Below are 23386 nucleotides of genomic sequence, written 5' to 3' on the forward strand. Positions count from 1 at the left end.
AGCTTTTAGGATTTAATTAAAGCTAAATAAAAATTTGGCTTTTTATAGAAATAGCTTCTAGCTACACTCATTCATTGAGAAATAACGAATAACAACGAGGAACTAAAATTAATGGCTAACCACCAACCGGAACAGTTGAAAGAACTTCTGCATAAATCACTAGGAAAATTAGAGACATTTCAAGAGTGTGCATTACTAGACTATCCTGACTATCCTAATATTGGCGATCATCTTATTGGGTTAGGTACTGTACTTTATTTAATAAATGTACAAAAAACAAAAATTAAATATACTGCCAGTCCTAATAACTTTTCTAACAAAGTAATGGAAGAAAGAATTGGAAAATCTCCTATTTTCCTGCAAGGAGGAGGGAATTTAGGCGATCTTTGGACTGCTCATCAAAAATTTCGTGAACAGATTATTTCCAAATACCGGGATCGACCAATAATCATCCTACCACAAAGTATTTATTTTGTTGAACAAACCAATTTAATGGAAGCAGCAAATGTATTCAACTCACATCCTAATTTGACTTTATTTGTCCGTGACGAATACAGCTATGAACTTGCTCTAAAATATTTTTACAACTGTCAGGTAATTAAAGCACCCGATATGGCTTTTCAAATGGTCAACTTACCTGGCCTATTATCGAGAGATAACCACAGCAACTCTATTTTGTATCACTATAGAAATGACAAAGAGTTAAATTTAACTAATTCTCATACTTCTATTAACATCCCTAATTTAGTTGTAGAAGATTGGGCTTCTTTCAAATATGACACAACTGAACGCATGGAGCGAATTCGGGAAGGCTTGCAAAAAGGCACAGTGATTCCTAGTGAGTGGATATATCGACATCTCTGGAAATACTTCCATCATTATTCCTTTGGATTCAATAGCTTATATAACTCCTCAATGCATCTTAAATCCTTAAGTTATATGCATCATGGAATGTATCAATTCAAGCAGCATCGTCTAATTATTACAAACCGCTTGCACGGACATATTCTCTGCATTCTTATGGGTATTCCTCATGTCTTTCTACCTAATGCTTACCATAAAAATGAGGCATTTTATCAAGCTTGGACTTACTCAATTCCCTTTTGCAGATTTGTCAAAGAACCTTCACAAATTCAGGTGGCTGCACAAGAACTCTTGGAACTATTCCCAAACTAACTAGTTTATGCTCTCCTTACACTAGGAATTACAAAAATCCTTTTATTTTCCATCAGGTTAAACTCTATGACCGAAAACGAAAAGGATACAGAGCAACTAAATTTATTTCTGGGGCTCATTAATTTTTAATTCGGAGCGAAGCGACGTGACAACTATATCTGTTATTATTCCCGCTTACAATGCTGAACGCACTATTTTAGAAACGATAAAATCCGTTCTTCAACAAACCTTTTCTGATTTTGAGCTAATTGTTATTAATGATGGCTCAACCGATCGGACTTTAGAACTATTGAAGACTGTTGAAGATTCTCGTCTCAATATTTTTTCATACAGCAATGCTGGTCTATCAGTAGCTCGTAATCGTGGGATTTCTCATGCCACTGGAGAGTTTATTGCATTTCTCGATGCCGATGACTTATGGACACCTGATAAATTAGATCTACAACTAGCAGCATTGCAAAAACATCCAGAGGCAGGACTTGCTTATAGCTGGACTTTGAACATGAGTGAAACAGCAGAGATTTTTCACCCTGGTCATAATGTAGTCTATGAAGGTAATGTGTATGACAAATTATTACTCAGTAACTTTATTTCCAATGGTTCCAATCCTTTAATTCGTAAACAAGCAATTGAATCTGCTGGAGAATTCGACCCAACACTTTCTTCCGTGGAAGATTGGGATTATTGGTTTCGTGTAGCACAGCACTGGGATTTTGCAGTAGTTCCCAAACCTCAAATTCTCTATCGTCACTCTTCAAAATCTATGTCAACTAAAGTTGAGAAAATGGAGAAATATTTGCTTATTGTCTTGGAGAGAGGCTTTCAAGCAGCACCGCCAGAGTTACAAAATCTTAAAAATCAAAGCCTAGCAAATATCTATCAATATTTAACGGGTATGGAACTGGCTAATGTGACTAATAGAGAACAGGTCAACCAAGCTGGTCGTAAATTGTGGAAGACGCTTTCTTTATATCCTCAGATTTTGCGAGAAAGAGTAACTCAGCGTTATTTAATGAAATGGCTGGTAATGCAAGTCCTTTCTCCTCGAATTGCTAAGTACTTGACTCGACCTTTTTCTTTGGCTAGGTCTGTTGCGGTTCCAAGGCTGCAATAGAAACTGTTATTAGAAAGCAACCTTTTGATACTAATTCGCTAGTAAAATTTAGCAACTTATTGAAATAATATGCCAACTATATCTGTCATTATTCCCGCTTATAATTGTGAGCGCACAATTATCGATACAATTGTCTCAGTACAACAACAAACTTTTTCTGATTTTGAAATAATTGTGATCAATGATGGTTCAACAGACAAAACTCTTACACTACTGGATGAGTTGAAAGATAGTCGTATAAAAGTCTTTTCCTATGAGAATGGAGGTTTATCAGTAGCTCGTAACCGTGGTATCTCTCATGCCAAGGGAGATTTTATAGCCTTTCTTGATGCTGACGATTTATGGACAGCTGATAAGCTAGAACTTCAGTTAGAAGCTTTGCAGAAAAATCCAGAGGCAGGTGTTGCTTATAGCTGGACTTATTTTATGGATGAACAAACTGGAAATTGCCATCTGGATCAGCCGATCTTTTTCCAAGGTAAGGTTTTGGCAAATTTATTAACCTGGAACTTTATTGCTAGTGGTTCAAATCCATTAATCCGTAAGCAAGCGATTGAATCTGTAGGAGAGTTTGAACCTTCAGTATCAGGAGCAGCAGATTGGGATTATTGGCTACGTTTAGCTGCAACATGGTCGTTTGTTGTAGTTAGCAAACCGCAGATTTTTTATCGCCAATCTTCAAATTCAATGTCATCTAAAGTTGAATTTATGGAAGACTGTCAGTTCAAAGTATTGGAGCGAGCTTTTCAATCAGGAGCGCCAGAAATTCAAATCTTGAAAAATCATAGTTTAGCTTATGTTTACCGATATTCTTGTAGGCTCTGCTTAACAAGAATTACAGGTGATGAAGGAGTTGAAAAAGCAAGTAAAAAATTGGGGAAGGCAATTCAGCTATATCCAAAAATTCTCCTGGAAAAGGAAACTCAAAAGCTAGTTATTAAATTGTTTTTGAAAAAAATACTTGTAGAAAATATTTCTGCATACTTGCTCCAGATTATTAGTAAAATTCGCGTTACTCATGTTCAAAAATTAAATATTGATGAAAAAAGAATCGGTTGAGGTAAGTTGTAGTATTTGCCACTTGGTAACTCAATGGGATAGTTACTCAGCCTTATTCTGGATAATGGTGGAGCGATCGCTTGCTAAGAATTTCAATCGGACTATCTACACGTAGGATAAAATGTATTATTAAATACGGTATTTGCTTTAAATAACGAATACTAGAAGGAATATTTTACACTATCCGGTGAAAAATGAGGAGGTGAGATTCGTCCTATAACTAGACGGATAGCCAGGTGGATAAATATCTCACTTTTTTAGATGCTATCACTAGAAGGTGCGATCGTATCCATCAGATAGTATTCCCATTGCCATATCAAAGATTACTGTACTACCAGTAAAACCTGAGAGCAAACTGAAACTAAAGTCGGTCTGGAAAATGAAAAAAGTTTCTGTAATTATTCCGGTTTATGGTGTCGAGAAATATATAGCTGCTACTGTACAATCCGTTCTTGAGCAAACCTATACAAATTTCGAGCTTCTAATTATCGATGATGCTTCTTTGGACAGGAGTATAAATATCTGTCAACAATTTACTGACCCCAGAATTAAAATTATTCGCCAGGCAAATCGAGGAGTATCTGGAGCTAGGAATACTGGTATTCGCCATGCTCAAGGAGAATATTTAGCTTTTTTAGATGGAGATGACCTTTGGTTGCCAGAAAAGTTAGAAAAACAGATTGCTCACTTAGAAAATTCACCAGCAGTCGGTGTTAGCTTCAGTCGTTCTGCTTTTATTGATGAAGCTGGACAAGCTTTAGGTACGTATCAGATGCCCAAGCTTAAAGAAATCACGCCATCCTATTTACTCAGTTGCAATCCGGTTGGTAATGGCTCGGCTGCGGTAATGCGCAGAGAAGTTCTGGAAGCGATTAAATTCCAAGATAATCTTTACGGTACTAATGAAGATTGTTATTTTGATGAACGCTTACTCCAATCAGAAGATAACGAATTTTGGATTCGGATTTCCATTAAAAGCAATTGGCAAATAGAGGGCATTTCAGAACCCTTAACCTTGTATCGGGTTAATTCAAAAGGGCTTTCAGCAAATATGCTCAAGCAGTTAGATTTTTGGGAAAAGCTAATTGAAAAGACACGCTCCTACGCTCCAGAAATATTTACTCAAGGGGCAACACTAGCTAGAGCTTACCAGTTGCAGTATTTAGCTCGTAATGCCGTAAGACTACGAGAAGGTTCAATGGCTGTAAAATTAATTAATCGAGCTTTAATAGCTGACTGGCATATTCTTCTTGAAAATCCCAGAAGTACACTTTTGACACTGGTAGCTGCTTATTTACTTTTACTCTTACCTCAAAATGTTTACAATAAATTTGAAGCTCTGGTTTCAAATAATATAGTAGGGGCTAACCAAAAACGCCGTATTCTTCAAGAAGATATCTAGAAATAATTAAGAACTTTTTTACAAATGATTAAAAACTTTCTATACCTAAAGCATCATTAAATTTCTGGCATAATGCATAGTAAATTTAATTAGATATTAATTAAATCAAATACATGGGAATAGTCAACAATGAAGAAAGTTTCTATCATTATTCCGGTTTACAAAGCAGAAAAATATATAGCTGCTACACTGCAATCAGCTCTTGAACAAACTTACGAAAACTTCGAGATTTTAATTATTGATGATGGTACTCCTGATAAGAGTATAGAAATTTGTCAGCAATTTACAGACCCTAGAATTAAAATTATTCGTCAAAAGAATCGGGGTCTACCTGGGGCAAGAAACACTGGTATTCGCCATGCACAGGGAGAATATTTAACTCTTTTAGATGCTGATGACTTATGGTTGCCAGAAAAATTAGAAAAACACGTTAAGCATTTAGATAATTCGCCTAATGTCGGGGTAAGCTTTAGTCGCTCTGCTTTTATTGATGATAATGGCAACCCTTTAGGTATTTATCAAATGCCTCAGATGCAGGGAATAACTCCAGCGATTATCCTTTGCCGCAATCCAGTCAGCAATGGTTCGGTAGCAGTAATTAGAAGAGAAGTTTTTGAAGCTATTGAATTCCAAGACAATCTTTACGGTACAGTTGAAAATTTTTATTTCGATGAGCGATCGCGTCATACTAATGGTGACTCAACAGATGTTGAATGTTGGTTTCGGATGTCTGTTAAGAGCGATCTGGAAATAGAGGGCATTCCTGAAGCTTTGACCTTATATAGGGTAAATTCAGGGGGACTATCAGCAAACTTGCTTAAGCAGTTAGATTCTTGGGAATTGGCAATCTCTAGGGCACGTTTATACGCTCCAGAAATAGTTAATCAATGGGAAACACTGGCTAGAGCTTACCAGTTGCGGTACTTAGCGCGTAGAGCAGTCAGCCTGCAAGATGGTGCAATGGCTGTGAAGTTGGTGAATCGAGCATTAGCAACCAACTGGCGTATTCTCTCTAAAGAACCACGCCGTACACTTTTGACCCTGGGAGCTGCCTATTTCCTTCGGCTTTTGCCCCAGTTCCTTTACAGTCGAATCGAGACTGTTGCTTTAAAGACTACAGGATATACTCAAAGACAGCGCATTTCACAAGGCTTAGGGGGGAGCAACGCGATTTCGTGAGGTGGGTCAAAGGACGTGTATAAATGAGCTTTAACGCGGCTTTTGAATCGAATCACTCACTTGAGTCCCTGTATAATTGGGAACCCAACCTTCTGCAATTGCAAAATAGCGTATCCCTTTGAAATTCAACGATGCAGTTGGGCTGCACCAATGCTCAACGCCGACGGGGATATAAAGATAGTCTTGTGCCTGAACTAAAAGCTGTACCTGGCTGCCATCAGCTCGCACAAAGCCATAAATCATTTCTCCTGCCAACACATAGACGGGTTCAGGCGCAGGATGAGTATGGTAACGACCGTAGGTTGCGATCAGATTGTGAAGATTGAACGAACCTGGATGCACATTTAGTAAGTCACACCAAAGAGCGCCATTTTCTTGCTGAAGAAATTCAAAAACGCTGTTATGGAGTTCTACGCAATAACGTTTCTCAGCCTCAGTTAATACGTCCTGGTCTAGCAGATTAGGGAAGAGTAGCGATGTTCCTGGGTCGTAGTGTTTGAGTTGAATGCCAAGAGGCGCAAGTTCGCGGGCTATTTCGTCTAAATCGCTTTCAATCGTACCGTCGTCAAGTAGTAGGTTAGCCATGACAAAAAGACTAATTAACTGTTAAGAAGAGTATACTCAATTTTAAGATGAAAAGCCACTATTCCCGATTGACAAACCGGGGATAGGGGAATGGGCGCAGGGGAGCAGGGAGCAGGGGAGATGAGGGAGATGAGGGAGATGAGGGGACAAGGGGACAAGGAGATAAACAAAACTCCTAACTCTTAACTCTTAGAGCTAATTTGTAAATTCAAGTAAAGTACTTGTCTTGTAAGGGTTTCAGGAATTTTAGTCAATAAAGCACTTATTCGCTGAAACTCAGATCGTTACGAGGTCTGAGTAGCCTTACGAATCAGATATTAACTCCTAACTCCTAACTCAGCACTCAGCACGGGCTAAACGCCCCGCTACCGCTAACAGCACTCCTAACGCCCAATGCCCATTAAAAGAATAAATTTATCGCCAGAATGATGCTTATTGGTACCACTAGCATCTAAGCTAGTACGGGTGAACTATATCCAGCATGGAATGTCTGACTTAATTCTGTTTTGGCATCGGCGCGATTTACGCATTTCTGATAATACGGGACTGGCTGCGGCAAAACGGCGGAGTCCGAAGGTAGTGGGCGTGTTTTGCCTCGATCCGAATCTTCTGGAACGGGATGATGTTGCTCCTGTGAAAATAACTTATATGATTGGTTGTTTGCAGAAACTCCAAGAGCGATATGCTCAAGTTGGTAGCCAGCTGTTAATACTCCACGCCGATCCTGTACAAGCAATACCAGCTTTAGCCGAGGCAATAAATGCCAAAGCTGTTTTTTGGAATTGGGATGTAGAACCTTATTCGCAAGAACGCGATCGCACCATTATAAATGCCCTCAAAGAAAAAAGTATTGAGTTTCTTAACCAAAACTGGGATCAAATCCTCAACTCTCCAGAGGAGTTACGCACGGGTAGTAACAGTCCTTACACGGTTTACACACCCTTCTGGAAAAATTGGATTGCTAAACCGAAGGCTCAACCAGTAGAAACACTGCAAAATGTTGAGGGATTAACGGAAGCTGAACAGGAAATTGCCAAACTTGCAGGAGCGATCGCACTACCTTCAGCAAAAGATTTAGGATTCATCTGGGATGAACAATTAATTATTTCACCAGGAGAAGCGGCGGCACAAGAACGATTAGAAGAATTTACTAATAAAGCCATTACTGAATATCAAGAACAGCGAAATTTCCCAGCAGTGGACGGTACATCACAATTGAGTGCAGCTTTAAAATTTGGCGTAATTGGCATTCGCACCGTTTGGCAAGCCACGGTAGAAGCACTAGAAAATAGCCGCAGTGAGGAAACAGCAGTTAATATCCGCACATGGCAACAGGAATTAGCTTGGCGGGAGTTTTATCAACACGCAATGTATAACTTCCCGGAATTAGCTGATGGTGCTTTCCGCGATAGCTTTAAGAACTTTCCTTGGGAAACTAACGAAGAACATTTCCAAGCTTGGTGTGAGGGGAGAACAGGCTACCCCATTGTGGATGCAGCAATGCGCCAGATGAATGAAAGTGGCTGGATGCACAACCGTTGTCGAATGATTGTTGCCAGTTTCCTTACTAAAGATTTGCTAATTAATCCCCAATTGGGAGAAAAATACTTTATGCAGCACCTGATTGATGGTGATTTATCTGCAAATAATGGCGGTTGGCAATGGAGTGCTTCTAGCGGCATGGACCCTAAACCTGTACGGATTTTTAACCCAGCTAGTCAAACACAAAAATTCGATCCAGAAGGGGAATATATTCGGCAATGGGTATCAGAATTGCGGTCTGTAGATACAGAATATTTAGTTACTGGAAAAATTCCACCTTTAGAACGTCATGCTGTTGGTTATCCTGACCCAATTGTGGATCATAAAATACAGCAACAGCAGTTTAAACAACGTTATCAACAGCAAAAAATTCTTAGTAGTGGTGAGTAAAATTGTGAATTTTTTAATGTTAGTTTAGAGTTGATATTGTATCATAGGCGTTGCTGAATTCAGGTATAAAAATGATTTTGCGTGATTTCAAAACCCTTGTAGAGACGTTGCAATGCAATGTCTCTAAACCAAGATTCATACATCTAATCAGCAACGCCGTATCATAATAAAAATTTTGCTATAGGGCGATCGCATCTAAATTAAGTAGTCAGACAGAATTAATTACACAATAGACCTGCCTTAAAAATAGAGGCTGAAACAACGCAAAATCATTCCCAGATTATTTTCATTGTTCCTTGTGAGCGCAGCTCATGGAGTCTCTTGCAAAAATATATTTTTGCACTCTTAGGGAAAAGGGAAGAGGTTAAAGGGAAAGGATTTTGACTTTTTTTACCCTTTTCCCCTGCCCCTTATCCCCTTCAGGGGCCCCACCTTCCCCTTTACCCCGACAAATGCCAAGAAGTCTAATGTCATTGCGATCGCTCACAATGACTGTAAATATTTTAGGCTTTGATTCTTGCTCCCTAAGGCTAGTAAGGAAGGGGTTGGGGGTTAGATTTGAGAGAAAGTTGCACACGGCGTTAATGTGATTAAAAAGATTGACTCAAAACTTATTGTTATTTTCATAGCTGATGTAGCAAAAAGACATTTAACTATCTACAATAAGTAAGTATAAAAAGATTTTGCAGAACATAGGAATTGCAAGAAAATACTTAGCAGTACACAACTGGAATCAAACAGATAAGGAACACAAGACCAATTTATGACCTCAACCACAACTTACACTTACGATATCGATGGCAAAGTGATATCTGAGAGGACAGACAACAACGGTGATGGGATAGTAGACTCAGTTATTACCTACCGCTATGCTCGGACATCCACAAACTATGGCAACAACGTCAACGGCACTAATTATGTCAAAACCTTTACTTATGATGCCAAAGGCAACCAGACATCAGTGAGCTCTGACTACAACGGCGACGGCATACCGGATAATGTCGAAACCTATACTTATGATGCCAGGGGCAACCTGACATTCGAGAGCCGTGATGTCAAAGATGCCGACCCCAGCTTACCGAGTTATGTCAAAACCTATACTTATGATGCCAACGGCAAGTTGACATCTACTAGCCATGACGACAACGGCGACGGCATACTGGATTATGCCTCCACCTCTACTTATGATGCCAACGGCAACCTGACATCCCAGAACTCTGACGACAACGGCGACGGCAAAGTTGATTCTGTCTACAGCTATACTTATGATGCCAGGGGCAACAAGACATCAGTGAGCTATGACAACAAGGCCGACGGCATACCGGATTCTGTCGAAACCTTTACTTATGATGCCAGGGGCAACCAGACATCTTATAGCTCTGACATCAACGGTGACGGCATACCGGGTTATATCGAAACCTCTACTTATGATGCCAACGGCAAGTTGACATCTACTAGCTATGACAACAACGGCGACGGCGTACCGGATTCTGTCAAAACCCTTACTTATGATGCCAAAGGCAACCTGACATCCGATAGCCGTGACTACAACCGCGACGGCATACCGGATTATGTCGAAACCTTTACTTATGATGCCAAGGGCAACCAAACATCCCATAGCCGTGACGGCAACGACTTCATGGATTATGTCGAAACCTCTACTTATGATGACAACGGCAAGTTTACATCCATAAGTTATGATACTAACGACGACGGCATACCGGATTCTGTCAAAACCCTTACTTATGATGCCAAGGGCAACCAGACATCCGAGAGCCGTGACGACAACGGAGACGGCAAAGTTGATTATGTCGAAACCTATACTTATGATGCTAATGGCAAGTTTACATCCTTGAGGGCAGACTACCAAGCAGACGGCAAAGTTGATTATGTCCAAACCTCTACTTATGATGCCAAGGGCAACCAGACATACTTTAGCCGTGACTACCAAGCAGACGGCATACCGGAATACGTCGAAATCTCTATTTATGATGCCAAGGGCAACAGGACATACTTGGGCTACGGCAACGGCAAACCTGATTTTGTCGAAACCTCTACTTATGAACGCGCATCCGCTAGCTATGACTTCAACAATGATGGTGTAATTGATGCAGTTGGCATCTACAGCTACGATTTTAACGGCAAGCTGACATCACAAAAAATTGACAATAATGATGATGGCATATTTGATGAAGTCACCGTTTATAGTTACGACGCTAACGGCAAACTCGCTGCACAGGTAGCTGACAAAAATAATGATGGCATTCCTGATGAGATTACCACTTTCAACTACGATCGCAATGGCAAACTAATTTCCGCAGATATTGACAACAACAGTGATGGCATTACTAATGCAGTTGCTACTTATCTGTATGATACCAATGGTCAATTAATTAGCAAAACCACTAAAGACGGAAATGTGCCAAACATTACCTTAAACGGTGGTAACGGTGCAGATGAACTCAGTGGTGGGGCTGGTAACGATCAAATTTCCGGCAAAAACGGCAACGATCAACTCTTTGGATTAGCCGGAAATGACAAACTAGTTGGTGGTAATGGTAATGACATCCTCAATGGTGGTGCTGGGCGTGATATTCTCACAGGTGGTTGTGGCGCTGATAAATTTGTGTTTAACAGTCTGAGTGATTCGCTGCTATCTAGCTTTGATAAAATAACTGACTTGAATATTTCTCAAGATAAAATTGATGGGCTGTATGCAGTTAGCGCTGCTAATTTAGTTCAACTTGGCAAAGTAGCGAGTCTAAATCTTTTTGATGTACAACAGATATTGACTGCAACTGCTTTTGTAGCTAAAAGTGCGGCAACTTTTACCCTTGGTACAGGCAATAAGGGGCAGACTTTTCTGGCACTCAATGATAACACTAATGGATTCTCTGCCCTCACGGATGCTGTGATTGAAATTAGTGGCTATAAAGGCAGCTTGAATAATTTAGCAGTTGTCTAACTTTATGCTGCTGACCAAAACTAGAGCGTCGGTTCGTACCTTTTGTCCAAATTGGATTTATTATCCCCCTTGCTAGAAAGCTCCCTGCCTTTTGCCTCCTTCAATGAACCTTATTAGGCGCAGAGAACACAGAGAAAAGAGGAATTATGAGCTAAAGCGCAGCTTTGGCGGGGTGGGCTTGGGGGTATTAGGGACTTGCAGAAAATAAATTATCCCAAATTATTTGCATATTTGTAGAGGCGCAAGGCCTTGCGCCTCTACAATGGGATATTTTTTTTAACTGCAAGTTCCTTATGCTTAATTGCCCGGACATCATTAGGACTTACGCAAAAATTGCCAAAAAGCTTAATTTATCGAACCGCCTTCTCTACGAGACGCCAAGGGCGAACGGGTAGCATCTCGTAGAGAAGACGCCAAGAAGCCAAGAATCGTAGAGTGTGCATAAGTCCTAATCATATTACTTACGTCTTGACTGGTAAACGAGAAATTGTCCATAAGATGAGTAGGAAAATTAAGTAAATTGCACCAACTAATCCAAACTCAATCAGAGGAATATAGGTTACTTCGTAAATTCTGCCCAAGCCGCGTTCAGTCAGTGCATAAACGGCCAGGACACTCACTAAAAAGGCTCCGTAGATAGTACGTTTAGTCCAAATACCCACAGGTAAACCGTGAAGTTGAGTAAGTACCAGAATGCCAAAAAAACCAAAGAGAAATGTGGGCCACTTGGTTTGTCCTAGTATTAATGACACGATTACACTATGTAAAATAACTGAAGCCTCCAAAGTAAATGTCCACCAACGGTTTACATGGGTGCGGTTAAAAATCAAGGAAGATTGGAGCAGAAGCAAGAACATATAGAGAAAACCAATCAAGTGCCCCAAGGTCGCTTCCATTGGGTGATACCAGAAGGTATAAATAGCGGCGAAGGAGAAAAAATAGCCGTGGTACAGTTTGATAATTTGCAAAAATTGTTGATGGAAGGGAACAGAATTGCCAAAAAATAAACCGCGTCGAGGTGTTTCTAAAATCAGTACGAAGACTAGTAAGAGTACAACTGCACCTTGAGAAGCCCAAATTGAAGTATCTTGAGCTAGAGCATCGTACCAAATATATGTTTGGAGAAAGTGTAAAGCGATAAATACACCATTAATGGCAAGCATGAGGTAATTTATCGGGTGCAACGCTGATTTGTATTTCAACTGCGATCGCTGCGCCCACAAGATACACGCCCAGATGCTAAACTGATGCCCAAAGTACATACCCCAAGCCGTTGCTCGACTCCAAAAGGTTGGTTGGGGAAGCTTCCAATAGTACCAGTTTAATCCTTGGTCAGGAAGTTTGATGATGCTTGCAGGAATGCTCCCACCGATCCAAATTCCGTAGGTGAGGAGGATGCTGACAAAGATGCCTAAAAATAATACTCGGCGACCAGTCATAGTAATTTTAGATTTTAGATTTTAGATTTTAGATTAAAAAATTTTTAAGACAACGTGAGTTCGACAAGCCCTTTTTTGACCTCTCCCCCAACCCCTCTCCGACACGGAGAGGGGAGCCAAAACCCTAATTTCTCGTTGCTCCTCCCTTTCCCCGTGGGAGAGGGAGGCTGGGAGGGAGAGGTTCATCGAACTCACGTTAATACAAGGCTGTTTCAAAAAATTGTTAAACTTTGAAATCAAGATTGTCAGGCGATACGTTCTGTTTTTGGCTCAGATGCACTTTTAGTTACTCGTAAACTAAAAGTTAAGGCTACTAGCATTACTAAAAATCCACTCAAAAAAGGAGCAGAACTCCCAAATTTCATAAAACTAACCCCTGCCCATGTTGGCCCAGCAATGCGTGCCAATGCAGAGCAAGAACTGGCAATTCCTAATATTTGTCCTTGTTCTTCTGGATTTGTCATCTGGGAAATCAAGCTGTTCAATATTGGTTGACTAACACTAATTCCCCATGCCACAAGTGTGGCGGCGACTAATAATAAAATTAAGCTTTGCGAGAATCCAATTAACAGTAATCCTAAACCTAATCCTAATATTCCTAAGATAAGTAACTTGATTTCACCCAATTGTTTCTTGAGGAATCCGATTAGTCCTCCTTGAATGATTGTGCTGACAATCCCCATGAAGGCAAAAAGATAACTAGCTTGTTGAGGACCCCAACTTAATTGCTGCTTAGACCATAAAGCCAATGTAGAGTCCATAGCTGCCACAGCAAAGGTGACTAAAAAGTAGATGCCAACAAGTACACAAAACTGTGAACGCTGTGACAACTGTAGCAAGTTTAGCGATCGCTGACGGTGGCGATGAAGTTGAATTTTGACTTTAGTCTCAGAATTTAGAGATTCTGGAAGTAATATCAAAGCACAAAGAAATGCCAATAAAGATAATCCGGCTGCAAACAACGACGGTAGATGAAAGTTAGCGTTGTTCGGATCTGACCCGATTAGAAGACCTCCAATCGCTGGGCCGAGAATGAAGCCAAGACCAAAAGCTGCGCCGATTACACCCATGCCACGAGCTCGATTAGTTGGCGTGGTAATATCTGCTATGTATGCCTGAGCAGTGGCAATATTCCCAGACATAATCCCGGCTAGACTACGAGCAATAAACAAAATCCATAAGGAGTTGGCAAAACCTAAGCCTGCGTATGCAATTACCGAACCGAATAAAGTCAGTAATAAAATCGGACGGCGACCGTAGCGATCGCTAAATCTGCCCCATAATGGTGCAAATAAGAACTGCATTAAAGAATAAATAGCTACAAGTAAAGTCGCTTCATTAGGTTTTGCACCAAATTGTTCAGCATACAAAGGCAGTATCGGCAGAATAATTCCAAAGCCGAGCAAGTCTATAAATACAGTCAGAAATAAGACGAATATAGCCCTGTTATTATTTTTATTCTCCATCTGTACAATTCCATTTTATAAAAAAGATGTGTGAATTGGATTAGTTGTAAGACATCAGGGAATGTTTGATTGTAAATAGCTATTGATTACAAACAGGAATCACTAAGTAAGTAGGTGCTAAAAAACACAACTAAATTAAGAAGGGAAAAGGTTAAGGGTAAAAGGGAAAAACCTTTACCCTTTAACTTTTTCCCTTTACCCATACAAAAATTTTTATAGTTCGGTTTAATTGTGCCAACCTACTTATGAGCAAAATGTTTGAATTTCAGTGTGGTTAAGCAAAATAGCATGGAACAAACCCATGATAAAAATCAAGCCAATAATACTACTAATGAAAGCAACTATAATTTCGTGCTTCCGTATGGCTTTTTGGATCTTAGCGTCTATGATATTTTCTAATTCTTTGTATAACATTGACTTAAATTTGGTTAAAGACAAGAATTATCTGGAACTTACGTTACGTACTTACATAAGTTGGAGTATGTCCGAAATCTCTAACTTATTAAATGAAAGCTATTTCGATGCTGTGGGAGTATCAAGTATGTTTACGTCGTTTCAAAACAGCACTTGAAACTCCAAAAGCTAATATCGCTAAGGTATAAGTTGGTTCAGGAGTTGCAAGAATGCTTACCTGATTAATAGCCAAGCCATATTCTGGAGCAGAACTGCTAAAAACAAGTCGTGAGATGTTTGCAGTATCACTACGAATCCCCAAAAATACTGCCGAATTATCTAATGCTAAGGACGAAATATTTGGAACTGAAAAAGTACCCAATAGGTTATTGGCATTATCAAAAGCGGCGATCGAATTTTCAATTTTCAATTTACTAGTGTCTACAGCTATCTGAGTTCCAGCGCCAAAAACTGGCTGGGCAAAACTAATCGAAAAAGGCTCGCCGTTCCCCTTAGTTCCAGGATCGGGAGTACCAGGAGGAAGAGGGATAAAACCTGTTGGATCTATACCTCCGAAGAGAATAAAATCACCTAGACCGAAGTTACTCCGAATGCCAGGTGAAGGTAAAGTTTGAAAAACAAATGGTGGAGTAATTTGAGGCTTATTAGTTGGAGTTATATTTATATCCAAGCCTAAACCACGTTGCGATGTTGCTGAAAAAGAGTTAGGTAAAAAAGCAGAAAAATCAGGGGCAGAAGGATTAAAGACTTTACCTAAACTTCCCCAATTAACTTTATCATTGCCTCCTAAACTAGCACGCTCAGTTACTAAAAATGTAGCGGCTTTAACTGGTAATGGGATAGCCATTATTATGATTGTGATTGCTGAAAAATATTTTACAGATAACTTAAATAATTGATTAAGCGTAACTCCCACAAGGTTTTCTCCTTAATTTTTTAAGATAATATCATCAAAACGGCAACAATTAAATATTGATGATGAGACAATGTTTTGCTCAGTTCGAGAGAGTTAAAGAAACTGCTGCGATCGCGCCGACTGAGCTTAAATGTGCCATTGGCGATCATTACCAGTCAACTTGTTATTGTCCTCTCTCCACCATCAATTAGATTATTTCTAAAACTAGCAGAGATATTGTCATTGCCTCCACGAGCAAAAATCCGGTCGTCATTACTAGTATTTTGTCAATAAATTCTCATTAGGAATATCAATAATAATAGATAGAGAATATTCCTTGATAGTTATGTATATCAAACGTAATTAATATTTGTAATATTTACATGATACAAATATTAAAATTATAAATTTCTGATGAAATCTACCTCAAAACAGTTAATTCTATTTTATATCTCTGGTGAAATAAAAATGCGATTATCTATTTTTTTTAATTGTTTTATTTCTTCAAGGTTATCAAAATGCGGGCGCTATCGTGTTGAAAATATGGACAAGCAATAAAATATAGGACTCATACAGCAGATTTCAACTTCTCTACGAACGCGAACAGCGTGTCAAAGACAGAGGCTACGTCAACGTCAGGTAAAGAAATACCCCACCCGCGCAAGCACAACCAAACTCAACTCTTAGCGCACTGCGTTAGGCAGGCAATGCCCGGCTTGTTCGCTCTTAGCGTTCCCGCCATGAAAGCAAACGGGGTGAGGGTTGAGTTCGGGTATACTTCCAACAAATAGATTATGCAATATTGTAGGGTATTTTTTTGATTTGTCAGTCCTCTATGGCAATTTATAGCTACCAACACGTAGATTTAACTGACCTTGGCGCGGGTTATCGCTGAATATAAATGCGCCTTCTTCGCTTTCCCCACTAGATAAAAAGTCGATCTGTTGCTCTCCTGTTTCTGTAACTTTGCCGTCAATCATTAACTCAGCCATAATCTGAACTGACTCAGCTGTATCTCCTCCATTATTGACAACTTCAAAAGGAACATAAAACTGGCCATTAATTTCTCGAATTGTTTGTTTTTTAGTGACAGAAAGGATTGGAGGTTGATTTTTTTCGTTCAGCCAAGTGTAGGCTACCAAACTCACAATAATTGCTAGGATGAATGAGGCGATGCTGAATGTTATCCACTCAGCTATTGAGCGCTTTGGTTGTTCTGTTTCAGTCATATTGCTAACCTTCCGGCTGCACCACCAATAGTTGCGGGTAAACCCAGTATCAATGTGTGATCTAACCACATTGTCCAGGGGTCGCTAAAAGTTAATTTTTGAAAGAACCACATCATAAAAGCGCCTGCTACCAATGATACTAAGTAGGACATAATAGTTTCGCTCAATGGTCGTTGAAAAATTCCCTTTTGCTCTTTACGTTTTTGCTGGTTAGAAAAACCTGCCTGAAATACAATGCCATAAGAAATCAGCAAAGATGCGGCGATCATTGCCAACTTCCAAGGTGGAGAGGTTGCAGCTGCAAGCATAGGAATTTCATCTGTGGGAGCGATGTTAAATGCAATTATGGTTGCACCAATCAGGGTTCCACCCACATCCACAAAAGTGGCGTGTAACTCATCACCTTTGTTCTTGGTTGTGCTATTTTCCCGATCGCTTCCTTGTCCTTTTCCATTGCTGTTTTTAGTCTCTCCCAAAAACTGATTCGCTAATGCTACACCAAGAGCAAAGGGCACACTTTCAAAGATGATTTTACCTAAAGATTCCTTTAGCGAGGTTTCTGGTGTCAATTCTCGCAATAGTAACAGTACAAGGGTAGAACAAGCTATGCCGATCGCGATCGCTTCTACGGTATCCATTGCGGCTTGATGAGAGAGACCTGTATATCTGCGTTTCCGAAAGCCTTCTGTGTAATTGAGCAAGTAAACCACAATAAACATTAATGCGATCGCCGTCATGATAAATTGTGGTTTTGCCAGCGATCCAATCCACCAAACCTCCATTGTGTACAACAAGGGTATGCCAAATAAAAAACCTCCACAAGCACCTCGAATGATGTCATTAATCTCATTCTTCCAGACATTTTTTTGACTTTTTGTTGGCACTCCTTTATTTTCCTTTTATTTAAATTTTGTTTTAATTTATAGTTCATTTATCTGCAAAAAAGTTATTTTTTTAATATATATAAATTTTATTTATCAGATTTTCATATTTTGTATTATCTGCTACAATACTGACCAGCATCTATCTTAAGATAATATAATTTACCAAAATCTTCTCTCGGTTGATGGAAGTAAAAAACAATACACAGATGTTAGATTATTTAATAGCTTAGGGACTTGCAAGTAATAAAATAGCTCAAGTATTTTATTAGTTGTAGGATGAGCGTCTCAACCGTCCTGTGAAATGACCGGGCTTTTCGACCCACTTTGCAAGTAGTAGTAACTTATTTTTGGAGTTCCCTGAATCAACTACAAGCCGGAGATAAAAACCATGAGTGCCGAAAAGAGAATAGAAGCCACTGCAAAAAATATTGAAGGAAAAATTCAAGAGGTTGTGGGTGAAGTCACAGGTAATCCACAAGATAAAACTGAAGGACAAGCAAAGCAAGCTGAAGCCCAACTTACTCATACCGTAGAAAATATTAAAGACGAACTCAAGAAAGCTTTAGAATAATTTCGCTTGTCTAATGCAAATAGCGATTTTAACGATGATTGACTCCTAAACTTGTAACTGAAATTACTCCACTTTCTATAAGTTAGTGGGGTTTTTTATTGCGTCAAATCTGAAAGTGAGCTTAACTGAACTGTATTGCACCCTAACCCTCCCCTTAATAAAGGCTACGGTGTATACACAATTCTGAAACAGTTTACTCATCTGAATTTAAGCGTCGGTTTTACCCCACCCTAACCCTCCCCGTATGTATTGGGGAGGGAACAAGATTTCTTTTTCCCCAGATTGTCTCGCCATTAAATTTAATTCTTCGGCAAACTTGTAAAGGGGAGGTGAACAAGATTTCTTTTTCCCCCCTTTACAACTACGGTGTACACACAAGTCGAATTACCCCCCTTAGTCCCCCCTTGTAAAGGGGGGAAACAAGAAAAATCCGGTTCCCTCCCCAATACATACGGAGAGGGTTAGGGTGGGGTAATTCGATAACTTGTGTGTACACCGTAGCTTGCAAAGGGGGGAAGCCGGAAATCTAATTCCCTCCCCTTTGCAAGGGGAGGGTTAGGGTGGGGTAAAAACCAGATTCGTAAACGACTCCAGACTTGTGTGTACACCGTAGCCCAATGCATCGGGGGGATTAAGGGGGGGTAATTCGACATGTGTGTACACTTACTGAAAACATCAAATTCCATGACTTTTACCAACTACCCAATTACGCCGGAAAAATCGGGCTAAAGCTGATTCTTCTAAAGATAAATAAATAGGGCGTCCGTGGGGACAGGTGCGGGGGTTACGAGTGCGTTGCCAATTATCTAAAAGTGTCTGCATTTCTTGTTGATTCATCGGTGTACCATTACGAATTGCACTGCGACAGGCGACAGCTACTTGGGCTGTTTGTAAATCGCCTCCCCAACTAAGTTCTAAAATAGCTTCTGCACAGTCGTCTCGCTGTTGCAAAGGTGCGGGTATGTTTCGCACTGCCCAAAGTTGTTCGCCAAAGGGTTCTATTTCTAAACCGATTCGTTGCAGCTGCGATACTTGCGCTGGCGACAATTGATAAAGAATGATTGGCGGTTCGACGGGGACAAGTTGCCAATTATCACACAATTGCTCATACAAAACTCGCTCATGGGCAATGTGCTGTTCTACTAACCACATCCCACCTGAATGTTCCGCCACAATATAAGTATTGCTAACTTGTGCGACAGCTTTTAAAGAGTTAGGAGTTGGGAGTGAGGAGTTAGGAGTTTTGGGATTTTCATTAGGATTTTGAGAATTGAAATTATAGCTGCCTTTGGCTTCTGCGGCTTTGAGTAATTTACTAACTCGTGTTGTGTGAACAGCTTCTTTGAGATTGTTAGAAGAGATGCTGAGTGCTTGTTTAATTGCTTGGGTAATTTGCTCTTGCCAATAAATGATTTCGTTGAGATAAATTTCTGTTTTTGCTGGATTGCGATTCCAGTTAATTTGACCGGGGGAAATGGCAAGATGTAAGAAACAAATTGGATAGCGATCGCGTGGTAATGTTCTATGAAATGCTGATAATATCGTTTGCTCTAATTCCGGTGTCTTCACCATCCTGCCGTTAATGGCTACACGTACCCAATCTGGACGATGACGATGACAGCGATCGGGTAATCCTACCACTAAATTTAGTGCTGAGTGCTGAGTGCTGAGTGCTGAGTGGGGAGTGGGGAGTGGGGAGTGGGGAGTGGGGAGTGGGGAGTTAGGAGTGGGGAGTTCTGAGTTTAGTGGGTTGGGTATTTCGAGTTTTACTTCTTGCAAGTCACCTTGTCGCACTTGCGGTAAAATCTGCGGTAGTAGTTGTCCAGTTGTGGCAGCAGGACAAATAGTGAACCATTGACGGTCATTTTGCCAAATCTGCCAGGTGACGTGCGGATGACAGAGGGCGATTTGGTGAATTGTGGCTTGCACAGCTTTCATTTGCTGTGCTGTTGTGGGTAATCCCTGACGACGAGATGAGCAATTACCGAAAAGATGAGAAACTGTAACTACTGTACCAGGTGCGATCGCAGTTGCTTCAACTTGTACAACTTTCCCACCATCACCATAAATTATCCGCCATCCTAATTTTCCGCCCAGAGGACGACTCAAAATTTCTAAATTAGCCAGAGTCGTTAAACTGTGCAACGCCTCACCACGAAACCCTAAACTGTTAATTTTCCACAAATCGGCACTAGAGCGAATTTTACTAGTGCTGTGGGCTGTGGCTGCTTGTTGTAAATCATCTAGGTTCATTCCACAGCCATTATCTGCCACTCGAATTCGCCATTGCTGCGGCCACAGAGAAACCACAATTCTTGTTGCACCTGCGTCTAGGGAATTTTCTACCAATTCCCGCACCACAGAGGCTAAAGAGTCGATTACCTCTCCAGCTGTAATGAGATATACAACTTCTGTTGGTAGAGCTTGAATAGTAGATGCCATAAATTATAGTTTATAGCTTCTGGGGCACGCTATATACGACTTATAGCAAGAATCCTTTCTCAGCAACAAAAGAACCACAAATAAACACTGATAAATTATCTGTGTACATCTGTGGTTTAATTTATAAAACATTAATTTTGCAAGATATCTATTATGTATTACAACTTTTTCTGATGGCATAGAAAAAGTTAGTAATTGCAACATTAATTAACATTAAATCACCTGACTTTATAGATATTTTTAGGCGATTCGTTAATTGCTATCTCTCATGGACAAAATTTTAGCTGGTTCAGGTTTGAGCAAACCGTTCAACAGTGATGCAGGACGTTGACTGTAAGGCCAAGCAAAAGCATGACGGAAAGCTGCATCTTGACAAGCTTGTAGTTGTTCAAAACTAATAATGTTGTAAGTCAAGAGATTTTCATACTCAAATGGTAGACGCACATTGTGCAATCCGGCATTATCAGTACAGATAGCGATATCAACTCCAGCATCAAGACAACGGTCAAAAACTAATTTGAGTTGACGTATATCCTGCAAAGTTCCAGTTTTTAGGTAAGTTGTCGGACAAACCTCTAAACATTGCCCGCGTCTAGCTACATCATTAAGTAGCTCTGGATATAGTAGGGGAATTTGAATGCCGTGACCAATCCGCATCAGATATGGTAACAGTTCTGGGTAACAACCAGCGGTGGTTTCATATAGATGCCCCGTGGTGTTAACGCCCAGCGATCGCGCATAATCATATAAGCTAATCCATTCTTCTAAGCGATCGGCGTAATAACTATCACCTCCGGCTACATCTACTGCACAGACATACTGTTTATTTTGTGCCGCCAAATCAACAATCGCCTTGTTCACCTCATAAGGTAGGCGTGTGTGCATACAGAGAATTTGGCTAGTAACAATCGGATATTCTGGCTGCTGGCTGGCAAGCCCTACGACTCTGACAATTTCTGCCATCTTGTCAATTCTTTCGGATTGACTCAGATGCTCAGGTGTCCGCAAATAAGGAGTGTAACGCAGTTCCAGATAAGCCAAATTTTCAAATATGTAAGCACCCCGCACCAAGCGATAAATAAAGTAAGGCAAAGTCTCTACAGTTTGCACGCTTTCTACCAAGGTGTGTAATTCTAGATACTCATCTAGAGTGTTACGTGGGCGGGTATAAAAATCTTCAAAATCTGAATAGTCAGCAAAGCGGGAAATTAACTCCGAAGAATGCCGCTCGAAATATCGCCATAAAACTCGTGGTACGACCGAGCCGCCTAGATGTCTATGTAATTCAGCGTATAAAGCCATAGTGGTATTTTTAGGTAAAAATTTCAATGATTGTAACAAAAACATCGAGAGAAAAATCTGTCATCAAAAAAATTTTGCTCCAACTTCTTTGGAGTAGAGGTTTCCCTCCATCTGAATTTCAACAAATACTCCGACCGAGAAACTGGGCAAACGATTTGGTGGCTTGAAATTATATAGGGTTGAGAGCAACAAATAAATTACTGCCTCCTACCTCCTGCACCAGTATTTGCAGTATGAATCAACTTGACATTACCAAGATTAAATTGATAACATTGATATCCTTAATTTTTGTGCTATACTAAAAGAACATTGCTATTGTTAAGCGAGTGAGATATAGCAATATGTTTTTCCTTTAACAAAGCAAATTCCTGGCAAGGTTGGTATTAATTGAAAATTCAAGCGTTGGAAGTCAAGGCTGGCGATCGGATTATTGCTTACTGCAACAATAAAATGCAAACTTGCAAGGTAAAACGCATTTTAGATCCAGGTCAAGCTAATATCACACTATCAGTATTCACCTCTGAGAATTATCGCGGTTGCTCAGTTTCATCTATAGTTCGCTTCCAAAGCAACGCTTTAGTTGATTTGGTAAGTTAGCTAAAAACCAAGTAAATATTCAAACTCAAAAATATTTCTAGCTATTGTCCAGCCTCAAACTGGACAAAATTTTTGTAAAAGGTGCGATGCCTGCGGTTTTTAATAGCCTACGCACATACAAATTCATTAATTTTAGCTAGATAATTTTTCTGAAAATGTAAAGCACCATTTAGTTATTGGTAAACTGTTCCAGATATACTAATTATATCTAAATTTAATTAAAATATTTTTGGGTGGACAGTATTCTGCTGACCTATACTGAGCGTTATTAAAGTAGCGCGGATGCTAAAGTCTTGCCCACCCTAATTATGCAAGTTAAAGGTGGAACAGTTGATTACTAAACTTAAACCTCCACTTGATGGCTTTTTTCATTTCTTTTTCACATCACGAGCCATGTTGAGGTAGTAGTCGTCAAGTTTGGCATTAGAACGACGGCGGTCAGTGGTAGAAATTTGAGCAATATTATCCCGATTCGTTTCAATTGGCTGTTTAGTTGAAGCTTGATTTACGCCTTGCACCTGATCTGATTCCAAGAAATAACCAGACTCAGAGAATCCGAAAAGCTTGGCAAAAAAACCAAATAAATTTCCGAAAAAATTAGAAATACTTTGAAATAAAACACCAAACAAGCCTTCAATACGAAGGAACAAGTTCCGAATAATTTGAGTTAGACGAAGCATAAAAGCACCTTCAATGATTGCCTATTATTATTGTGACTCAATTCGGATTCGGAAA

General features: G+C 39.9%; 20 protein-coding genes. 11 read left to right on the forward strand and 9 right to left on the reverse strand.

What is annotated here, in order from left to right; all coding sequences use genetic code 11:
- Positions 1–111 precede the first annotated feature (111 nt).
- The 6 genes from RMY27_RS09630 to RMY27_RS09655 all read left to right on the forward strand — a co-directional run bounded on the left by RMY27_RS09630 (position 112) and on the right by RMY27_RS09655 (position 5930).
- Positions 112–1176 carry a polysaccharide pyruvyl transferase family protein gene (locus RMY27_RS09630; protein WP_322662604.1) on the forward strand — a complete coding sequence of 355 codons (1065 nt, stop codon included), beginning with the start codon at positions 112–114 and terminating at the stop codon, positions 1174–1176.
- 145 nt (positions 1177–1321) lie between these two features.
- Positions 1322–2290: a glycosyltransferase family 2 protein gene (locus tag RMY27_RS09635; protein ID WP_322662606.1), complete on the forward strand. Its 969-nt coding sequence runs from the start codon at positions 1322–1324 to the stop codon at positions 2288–2290.
- A gap of 69 nt (positions 2291–2359) precedes the next feature.
- The gene (locus RMY27_RS09640; protein ID WP_322662608.1) at positions 2360–3349 is read left to right on the forward strand and encodes a glycosyltransferase family 2 protein; all 990 of its coding nucleotides are present in this window, start codon (positions 2360–2362) and stop codon (positions 3347–3349) included.
- The gene (locus tag RMY27_RS09645; RefSeq protein WP_322662610.1) at positions 3330–3464 is read left to right on the forward strand and encodes a hypothetical protein; all 135 of its coding nucleotides are present in this window, start codon (positions 3330–3332) and stop codon (positions 3462–3464) included. The genes RMY27_RS09640 and RMY27_RS09645 overlap by 20 nt, the downstream gene beginning before the upstream one ends.
- Positions 3465–3728: 264 nt before the next feature.
- Positions 3729–4751: a glycosyltransferase family 2 protein gene (locus RMY27_RS09650; protein ID WP_322662612.1), complete on the forward strand. Its 1023-nt coding sequence runs from the start codon at positions 3729–3731 to the stop codon at positions 4749–4751.
- 129 nt (positions 4752–4880) lie between these two features.
- Positions 4881–5930: a glycosyltransferase family 2 protein gene (locus tag RMY27_RS09655; RefSeq protein WP_322662614.1), complete on the forward strand. Its 1050-nt coding sequence runs from the start codon at positions 4881–4883 to the stop codon at positions 5928–5930.
- A 30-nt stretch (positions 5931–5960) separates the two neighbouring features.
- Here the strand turns inward: RMY27_RS09655 and RMY27_RS09660 are convergent, their stop codons facing one another.
- Entirely contained in the window at positions 5961–6515 is a 555-nt protein-coding gene (locus RMY27_RS09660; protein ID WP_322662617.1) for an acireductone dioxygenase, read from the reverse strand.
- Positions 6516–7001: 486 nt separating this feature from the next.
- Between RMY27_RS09660 and RMY27_RS09665 the strand changes: the two genes are divergently transcribed.
- Both RMY27_RS09665 and RMY27_RS09670 read left to right on the forward strand, forming a co-directional pair.
- A complete protein-coding gene (locus RMY27_RS09665; protein WP_322662620.1) occupies positions 7002–8447 on the forward strand; it encodes a deoxyribodipyrimidine photo-lyase, 8-HDF type in 1446 nt (481 codons plus the stop codon).
- A 763-nt stretch (positions 8448–9210) separates the two neighbouring features.
- Positions 9211–11412, forward strand: a complete 2202-nt coding sequence (locus RMY27_RS09670) for a bluetail domain-containing putative surface protein (protein ID WP_322662622.1) — start codon at positions 9211–9213, stop codon at positions 11410–11412.
- Positions 11413–11873: 461 nt separating this feature from the next.
- Here the strand turns inward: RMY27_RS09670 and RMY27_RS09675 are convergent, their stop codons facing one another.
- The 3 genes from RMY27_RS09675 to RMY27_RS09685 all read right to left on the reverse strand — a co-directional run bounded on the left by RMY27_RS09675 (position 11874) and on the right by RMY27_RS09685 (position 15578).
- The gene (locus RMY27_RS09675; RefSeq protein ID WP_322662624.1) at positions 11874–12851 is read right to left on the reverse strand and encodes a hypothetical protein; all 978 of its coding nucleotides are present in this window, start codon (positions 12849–12851) and stop codon (positions 11874–11876) included.
- A 245-nt stretch (positions 12852–13096) separates the two neighbouring features.
- A complete protein-coding gene (locus RMY27_RS09680; RefSeq protein WP_322662626.1) occupies positions 13097–14317 on the reverse strand; it encodes an MFS transporter in 1221 nt (406 codons plus the stop codon).
- A gap of 535 nt (positions 14318–14852) precedes the next feature.
- On the reverse strand, positions 14853–15578 hold the full coding sequence (locus RMY27_RS09685; protein ID WP_322662628.1) for a hypothetical protein: 726 nt from the start codon (positions 15576–15578) through the stop codon (positions 14853–14855).
- A 128-nt stretch (positions 15579–15706) separates the two neighbouring features.
- On the opposite strand from RMY27_RS09685, the gene RMY27_RS09690 reads away from it, so the two are divergent.
- Positions 15707–15838, forward strand: coding sequence for a hypothetical protein (locus tag RMY27_RS09690; protein WP_322662630.1), 132 nt, complete (start codon positions 15707–15709; stop codon positions 15836–15838).
- Positions 15839–16459: 621 nt separating this feature from the next.
- Here RMY27_RS09690 and RMY27_RS09695 read toward each other — a convergent pair.
- Positions 16460–16855 (reverse strand): TIGR02588 family protein, encoded by a 396-nt coding sequence (locus RMY27_RS09695; protein WP_322662632.1) that lies wholly within the window; start codon positions 16853–16855, stop codon positions 16460–16462.
- Entirely contained in the window at positions 16852–17739 is an 888-nt protein-coding gene (locus RMY27_RS09700; RefSeq protein ID WP_322662634.1) for a TIGR02587 family membrane protein, read from the reverse strand. Before RMY27_RS09700 ends, RMY27_RS09695 begins: the two co-directional genes overlap by 4 nt.
- Positions 17740–18127: 388 nt before the next feature.
- Here RMY27_RS09700 and RMY27_RS09705 point away from each other — a divergent pair, with 388 nt between their 5' ends.
- Entirely contained in the window at positions 18128–18310 is a 183-nt protein-coding gene (locus RMY27_RS09705) for a CsbD family protein (RefSeq protein ID WP_322662636.1), read from the forward strand.
- Between the two features lie 675 nt (positions 18311–18985).
- Here RMY27_RS09705 and mutL read toward each other — a convergent pair.
- A complete protein-coding gene (gene mutL, locus RMY27_RS09710; protein WP_322662638.1) occupies positions 18986–20752 on the reverse strand; it encodes a DNA mismatch repair endonuclease MutL in 1767 nt (588 codons plus the stop codon).
- Positions 20753–21004: 252 nt separating this feature from the next.
- The gene (locus RMY27_RS09715) at positions 21005–22054 is read right to left on the reverse strand and encodes an adenosine deaminase (protein WP_322662640.1); all 1050 of its coding nucleotides are present in this window, start codon (positions 22052–22054) and stop codon (positions 21005–21007) included.
- A gap of 387 nt (positions 22055–22441) precedes the next feature.
- Here RMY27_RS09715 and RMY27_RS09720 point away from each other — a divergent pair, with 387 nt between their 5' ends.
- Positions 22442–22651: a hypothetical protein gene (locus RMY27_RS09720; RefSeq protein ID WP_094352741.1), complete on the forward strand. Its 210-nt coding sequence runs from the start codon at positions 22442–22444 to the stop codon at positions 22649–22651.
- A gap of 368 nt (positions 22652–23019) precedes the next feature.
- On the opposite strand, the gene RMY27_RS09725 is transcribed toward RMY27_RS09720, so the two are convergent.
- A complete protein-coding gene (locus tag RMY27_RS09725; protein WP_322662641.1) occupies positions 23020–23331 on the reverse strand; it encodes a threonine dehydratase in 312 nt (103 codons plus the stop codon).
- Positions 23332–23386 lie beyond the last annotated feature (55 nt).

This window comes from Nostoc sp. DedQUE09 (genome assembly GCF_034530915.1).
In the GTDB taxonomy this organism is placed as follows: domain Bacteria; phylum Cyanobacteriota; class Cyanobacteriia; order Cyanobacteriales; family Nostocaceae; genus Nostoc.